The sequence below is a fragment of the Marinobacter sp. EhC06 genome, from assembly GCF_001650915.1.
Lineage (GTDB): Bacteria > Pseudomonadota > Gammaproteobacteria > Pseudomonadales > Oleiphilaceae > Marinobacter.
The window spans coordinates 121,407-127,741 of sequence record NZ_LXYO01000004.1; the positions used below are offsets into that span (position 1 = coordinate 121,407).

At 56.7% G+C, this 6,335-nt stretch carries 6 protein-coding genes and 1 pseudogene; 3 read left to right on the top strand and 4 right to left on the bottom strand.

The window, feature by feature from the left end:
• Window positions 1–6: 6 nt before the first annotated feature.
• From yeiP to A8B84_RS04515, 3 genes are all read right to left on the bottom strand, one after another.
• Window positions 7–573 carry an elongation factor P-like protein YeiP gene (gene yeiP / locus A8B84_RS04505; RefSeq protein WP_064228173.1) on the bottom strand — a complete coding sequence of 189 codons (567 nt, stop codon included), beginning with the start codon at window positions 571–573 and terminating at the stop codon, window positions 7–9.
• A gap of 74 nt (window positions 574–647) precedes the next feature.
• Window positions 648–1,679 (bottom strand): threonine aldolase family protein, encoded by a 1,032-nt coding sequence (locus A8B84_RS04510; protein ID WP_064228172.1) that lies wholly within the window; start codon window positions 1,677–1,679, stop codon window positions 648–650.
• A 39-nt stretch (window positions 1,680–1,718) separates the two neighbouring features.
• Window positions 1,719–2,267 (bottom strand): PadR family transcriptional regulator, encoded by a 549-nt coding sequence (locus tag A8B84_RS04515; RefSeq protein WP_064228171.1) that lies wholly within the window; start codon window positions 2,265–2,267, stop codon window positions 1,719–1,721.
• 85 nt (window positions 2,268–2,352) lie between these two features.
• Here A8B84_RS04515 and A8B84_RS04520 point away from each other — a divergent pair, with 85 nt between their 5' ends.
• The gene (locus tag A8B84_RS04520; RefSeq protein WP_064228170.1) at window positions 2,353–2,748 is read left to right on the top strand and encodes a DUF2306 domain-containing protein; all 396 of its coding nucleotides are present in this window, start codon (window positions 2,353–2,355) and stop codon (window positions 2,746–2,748) included.
• Between the two features lie 140 nt (window positions 2,749–2,888).
• The gene (locus A8B84_RS04525) at window positions 2,889–5,090 is read left to right on the top strand and encodes a LemA family protein (protein ID WP_064228169.1); all 2,202 of its coding nucleotides are present in this window, start codon (window positions 2,889–2,891) and stop codon (window positions 5,088–5,090) included.
• Window position 5,091: 1 nt separating this feature from the next.
• Here A8B84_RS04525 and A8B84_RS04530 read toward each other — a convergent pair whose 3' ends face one another.
• Window positions 5,092–5,790 carry a crotonase/enoyl-CoA hydratase family protein gene (locus A8B84_RS04530; protein ID WP_064228168.1) on the bottom strand — a complete coding sequence of 233 codons (699 nt, stop codon included), beginning with the start codon at window positions 5,788–5,790 and terminating at the stop codon, window positions 5,092–5,094.
• 356 nt (window positions 5,791–6,146) lie between these two features.
• Between A8B84_RS04530 and A8B84_RS21970 the strand changes: the two are divergent.
• Window positions 6,147–6,254 (top strand): annotated as a pseudogene (locus A8B84_RS21970) (IS3 family transposase); the annotation flags it as partial.
• Between the last annotated feature and the right edge of the window lie 81 nt (window positions 6,255–6,335).

Sequence of the window (6,335 nt, forward strand, 5' to 3'; positions counted from 1 at the left end):
TTCAGATCAGGCGCGGCCCAGGAACTTGCGCTCCTCCACGTTAATGCGAATACGATCTCCGGTTGAGATGTGCTCGGGAACCTGCACCACCAGTCCCGTGGCGAAGCGGGCTGGCTTGGTTCTGGCCGTCGCCGAGCCGCCTTTGACAGACGGATCCGTCTCTTCAATTACAAGCTCAACGGTGGGGGGGAGTGCGAGTGCAACCGGCGAATCCTTCAGCAGGATGACCATCACACCCTGGGTATCTTCAGAGATGAACAACAGCTCGTCAGCAATCGCGTCGCGGTTCAGGCTGTACTGAGTGAAATCCTCGGTATCCATGAATACATACTCATCGCCATCGGCGTAGGAAAAGGTAGCTTCCCGGCGGGTAAGGTCGGCCAGGTTGAGCATGTCCGAATCCTTGAAGGTCTCGTCCAGTTTCTGGCCAGTCACCACATCGTACATACGCATGCGGTAAAGACTGCCGCCAGCCCGGCCCTGGGGCACTGAACGCTCGATATCCTTCACAAAATACACCCGACCATCGTACTCAACGGCGGAATTCTTCTTGATTTCACTGGCTCTGGGCATGTCTTCTGTTTCCGTAAAAATTGGGGTTTTGGGGCTGCTGATATACCACGACTTCGCCCCGGAATCGATAGATCTTAACTGACCAGGGCACGAACATCCGACAGGAAGCGGTCTACCTGCTCATTGGTCGTTGCCCAGGAACACATCAGCCGGGCACTGCCACCGATAAAATTATAAAAGCGCCAGCCTTTGGCCCTCAGTGCCGCCTGCAAAGGCTCCGGCATCTCCACGAAAACACCGTTCACCTGTCTCGGGTAGCGTAGCTGGATACCTGGAAGGCCTTCCAGCCCCCGGGCAAGGCGCTGGGCACAGGCATTGGCGTGGCGGGCATTCTCCAACCACACATCGCCTTCCAGAAGCCCGCACCAGGGTGCCGAAATATAGCGCATCTTGGAGGCTAGCTGGCCCGCCTGCTTACACCGCCACTCGAAGTCCTCCGCCAGAGACCGGTTGAAGAACACCACCGCCTCGCCAAGGGCCAGGCCATTCTTGGTGCCGGAAAAACACAGAACATCAACACCGGCCTTCCAGGTAATCTCCGACGGATGTACATCCAGCGCAGCCACCGCATTGGCGAAGCGGGCACCGTCCATATGAATATTGAGTTTATGGTGATCGGCGACCGCCCGAATAACCCTGAGCTCCTCGGGTGTGTAGACCGTCCCAACCTCTGTGGCCTGGGTCAGGCTTAGCGCCTTGGGCTTGGGGTAGTGAATATCAGTCCGCTTGGTTACCAGGTGCTCGATACTCTCCGGTGTCAGCTTGCCGTTCTCGCCCTGCCCCAGAAGCAGCTTGGCACCGTTGGAGGCGTACTCCGGGCCGCCGCATTCATCGGTTTCAATGTGGGCCAGCTCGTGGCAGATCACGCTGTGAAACGACTGACCGATCGAGGCCAGGGCCAGAGAGTTGGCTGCAGTGCCATTGAACACGAAGTAAACGTCACAATCCGTATCGAACAGCGTCCTCAGACCATCCGCTGCCTTCTGCGTCCAGCTGTCCTCACCATAGGCAGGCTCATCCATCCGGTTAGCCGCTTCCATGGCTTTCCAGGCCTGCGGGCACACACCACTGTAGTTATCGCTGGCAAACTGCTCGGACTGGGACACATTCACTCTCCTTCCATTTGAATTGCTTACTCTCACCGATCAAGAACCCTCAGGCGAAGCCCCGCACAGGTCTCGCACTTCCCTGGCCCATGCGAGCCAGCTTTCCGTTGCCATGATTCCGCGCCGGAGAGCAAGATACTGCAATTTATAATGCCGCGGCAGCGTTTGCACATCCTGGAAATAGTCCCGCTCTATCTCGCGATATCGCTCCAGCTCTTCCTGCCAGTCGAGTTCATAGCGAGAAAGCTCCTCGAAAAGCCTGTCGTGCGACCAGAGATCTCCTGCAAACAGCTTGAGCAGCAGCGGGTCTCTGGTGGCCGGTCGTGGGGAAAAGCCATTTACCCATTCTCCCAACTCAGCTCTTCCTGAATCAGCGAGATGGTAAACCTTGCGATCCGGCTTGCCAGACTGCTCAACCAGCTCAACCTTCACCAGGCCATCATCGAGAGCCTTTGCCAGCTCCCGGTAAATCTGCTGGTGGCTGGCATTCCAGACATTGCCCATCCGCTCTCTGAACCGTCGGGTCAACTCATACCCTGTTGCGGGTGATTCATAAAGACTCGCAAGTAATGCATACCGAAGCGCCATTCTCAATCCTCCAATATGCGCATTGTTGCATATAGCAACAAAGACGCGCTACCATGTGCAACAAGTTGCATATAGGAGCAATGCCATGAATCTTGAGCCTTTGACCAACACATCGACTGCCATTCAGCTTCACGTTATCGCAGCGGTTCTGGCATTTACGCTGGGCCTTCTACAATTTTTCCTCAGAAAGGGCACAGCGCACCACAAAATGGCCGGCTGGGTATGGATCGGGCTGATGGCCGCTGTTGCGTTGTCATCCTTTTTTATCCACACCATTCAGTTGGTGGGCCCATGGAGCCCTATCCACCTTCTCTCTGTTTACACGCTGATCATGCTTTGGTGGGGAGTGCGCCAGGGGCGGAAAGGAAATTCGAGGGGGCATGGCATCACCATGGCATCCCTCTTCGTTTTCGCCTTGATTGGCGCCGGGGTTTTTACCCTGCTGCCAGGCCGGATGATGCATACGGTGGTTTTCGGCTGAAAGACTCCAGCGCTGCAGGCATCACCGATTTCTGCCTGACTTGCGTTCCATCCCAATTCGGGTGGAGCCGGGGGGAATGACAAAGCCCGATACTTTATACTCGTCCCCCTGAAAGCCAGCAGAACAAGGACTCTCCCGCCATGGGGCGCTTCAATATCGCCAGCATTCCCGGCCGGATTATCACAGCCATTATCGCAGTCGCCTGCCTGGCCGGCAGCTACTATGCAATGACGACCGGGCTCAGCCAGCTCACCGAGGCACGACAACTGGAACGGCTACCTGAAACGCCCGTCGGCGCTTTGACCACAGGCCCCTATGTGATCGCAGGCGAAGTCACGGATCAGTTGGGAACTCTCGAAACGCCCTATTCCAACACCGAGGCGGTCTACTATCGCTACAAACTTGAGGAGGAATATCGCGACTCCGACGGTGATCTGCGTATCCGCACCCTGGATTCCGGCGCCCGCGGCGGCGACTTCCAGCTCAGGGACCAGACCGGCTCAGTCGTTGTAGCTCCGGGCAGCGATCTGGAAGCGCTCGAATGGAACCTGGAGCGAACCTATCGCAATCAGTCCGGCCGCAGAATCTACTCGGAGTGGGCGCTCATTCCCGGACACACTGCGCGGGTAATCGGCCAGTACAGCAGCGAAATTGGAGCAGTGACCTTTAATGGCCTCGAGGACTTCAGCCTGCCGGCCATGGTTTCCCGGAACACGCTGACCGTGGACAGTGGCGACCGATTCTTCGAAGCAGCCATCCGCATTTCCATCGCAACGGGCCTTCTGGCTCTGGGTATCGCGCTTTCGCTGCCTTTGATCAGAATTCACCGGTTCTGGGTCTATGTTCTGGTAATGACCATTGCGGTGTCCGGCACGCTCTCGGTGCTCGGCATCAATAAACTCCGGCAGGAATGGTCTGCCATCGCCACCTTGTATGAGGCCCGCTATCAAAAGATCGAGGAAGCAAGCGCACGCACGCTGGTACTGGCCGACGTGGCGGCTTTACAGCAATTGATCCGCCAGAGCACCAGTGGCTGGCTGGACCGCTGGATGTTCCGGAGCGTGGTCCAGAATCGCCTGCCAGTTCCCGAACTTGATGAGCAGACCGCCGGCATTGCCCGTTCCATCGTGGCCAGCCAGCCCGAGGGCAGATACCAGCATGCCTGGACCAGCCGCGGACTCGCAGCAGCCAGTATTATTGCCGCCCTGTTGCTCTTGTGGTTGTCGATCCGGACCGTCAAGTTCAAGCGCCTGATCGAAGCGGTACCTACCAGCAGCACCCGGGGACTCAGTTTTGGTGTCTCGGAGCTCAAGGCCATGGTGGATGTCGATGAAGACCATCCCCCGCTCAGGGATCCACTTAAAAACGAGAAATGCGTGGCCTTCGACTACAAAGTGGAAGAAAAGCGGGGTTCCGGAAAAAACGAAAAGTGGCGGGTTATCGAGCATCGGGAAGAACGAGCGCCTTTCTGGCTGGAAGACAGCGAGGGAAAAGTTCTCGTCCAGCCAGATGGTGCGAAGATCGAATACCCGCAGTACCATTCGGAGCGCCGGGGCGACAGGCGTTACACCGTCCGCTTCCTCGACACCTTCGTGAACGTCTACTGCCTGGGTTTTGCCGGCCTGGATCGCGATCAGCCGGACCGACTCACGATCCAGAAGGATGATGCCTCACCCTTCCTGATCAGTGGGAACGAAGAAGAGGACATTGTGCTGGATCGGGGGGCACGGGGTTTTGCGGGCATAGCCCTGACGCTCGGCCTGTTCCTGTTCTCCACTACCGCCCTGTTTGCCGCGGATGGCGGCTTCAGCCCGGACAACCTGATTCTGTCTGCCCTGACAGTACCGATCGTCCTGCTCGTGTACACCGGCATACTGCACTACAACGACATTGTTTTTCTGAAAAACCGCGTTGATCGGGCAGCGGCCAATATCGACACTATTCTCCAGCAACGCCATGAGCTGTGGCCCAACCTGGAGAAAATCGTAAAGGCGTCTCTGGCCCACGAAAAACAGCTGCTGAAAGCGATTGCCCAGCTACGCAGCGCGGACCCCGTCGAGATGAGTTCGAAGGGCCAGGCGGACAAGCTTATCCAGTTTGAAAAGAAGGTAACGAATGCCCTCCAGGCCCGGATCGAGGGATATCCGGACCTGAAGAACAATGAGGTTATTCAGAAGTTCATGTCGATCATGGCAGAGACGGAAAACTACCTTTCGCTCTTGCGAAACAGCTACACCGAGAGCGCCATGATCTACAACACCCGGATCCAGTCTTTCCCTGACGTGATCCTGGCAAAACTGTTCCGTTTCCGCGAAGCACCGCAGTTCAGTTCGGAAACGTGAACTAGCCGTTCAGGCCAAGGTGCTCGGCATCCTGCTCGATGCAACGATCCAGCAGCGCCAGATAGTCCGCTTTGGCCTTCACCTTGGTTTCACGGTGGGCGCGCATGTTCAGGGTTTTGAAATGCTGCGCCAGCTCGGTAGCTCGCTCAACCAGTTTGTCCTGGGCAACCACCTCATCCAGAAAGCCCGCCTGCACGGCCCCTTCCGGGTTGTAGATCTCAGCGTTCACGACCGAACGGTAAAAGTGGGCGGGCGCCAGTCGATGGCGGGCAATTTCAATCCCGGCGTGGTGCATGGTCATGCCGATTGCCACTTCGTTCAGGCCAAGCTTGAAGGGCCCTTCAATACCAATGCGGTGATCCACTGACAGCAGAATGAATGCGCCCTTGGCAATGGCATGGCCGCTACAGGCACCAATGATCGGCAAAGGGAATGCGGCCAGACGTCGGGTAAAGCTGGAGCCGGTTTTTACCAGCGCGGCTGCTTCTTTCGGCCCCTTCTGCATTTCTTTCAGGTCATATCCGGCAGAGAACACGCCTGGCTGCCCGGTCAGGATCACAACGGCCTTGTCCTGCTCGGCCCGATCCAGCGCCGCGTTGAGCCCCTCGAACACTTCCTGGCTCAGGGCATTGGCCTTGCCATTGCTGATGGCAATCGTCGCAACACCGTCTTTCAAGTCATAACTTACCAGCTCAGTCACCTGTTCTACCTCTCTACCGGAATTAAAGTGAGCGTTTGTTTACTTCGATGGAGCTGATTGTGTGTTACGCGGGGCCGAGTTTCAATATCCATTGGTCACGTCGCCAAAAGGTGGCCGCAATTTGAGACAACGGAGTGGGCGGTAAGGTCGCAAAGCGAACTTTCAGACTTGCGGATAACGCCGGAGAACATGTGCGGTTACGGAATGGATGTGGAGCCGCAATGCAGTAGACGTCGCCATGCCTGGCTTGGTTACGTGGATTGCTTTAGCGCATGGCTCAGTGCCTTGAAATACTCTCAAAAACAACGGCGATCAAAAGTAGAATTTTCTGTAAGCGAAGAGCAGGGAGATTCTGTATGAAGAAGGCACGTTTTTCCGACAGCCAGATCCTGTCGATCCACAAGCAAGCCGAGAAAGTTGTCCCGGTTCCGGAACTCTGGCGTGAGCACGGCATGAGCAGCAGTGGGGCAGTGTTTCCGCAGACCTAGAAATGGACGGGAACGGAGTCTGTCAACGTAGATGTCGCGTTTAAGTCATCAGCTCTT

Bases quoted from the DNA above. Each gene is read 5' to 3' on its own strand.
- yeiP (WP_064228173.1), bottom strand. From the start codon at position 573: ATGCCCAGAGCCAGTGAAATCAAGAAGAATTCCGCCGTTGAGTACGAT.
- A8B84_RS04515 (WP_064228171.1), bottom strand. From the start codon at position 2,267: ATGGCGCTTCGGTATGCATTACTTGCGAGTCTTTATGAATCACCCGCA.
- A8B84_RS04520 (WP_064228170.1), top strand. From the start codon at position 2,353: ATGAATCTTGAGCCTTTGACCAACACATCGACTGCCATTCAGCTTCAC.
- A8B84_RS04525 (WP_064228169.1), top strand. From the start codon at position 2,889: ATGGGGCGCTTCAATATCGCCAGCATTCCCGGCCGGATTATCACAGCC.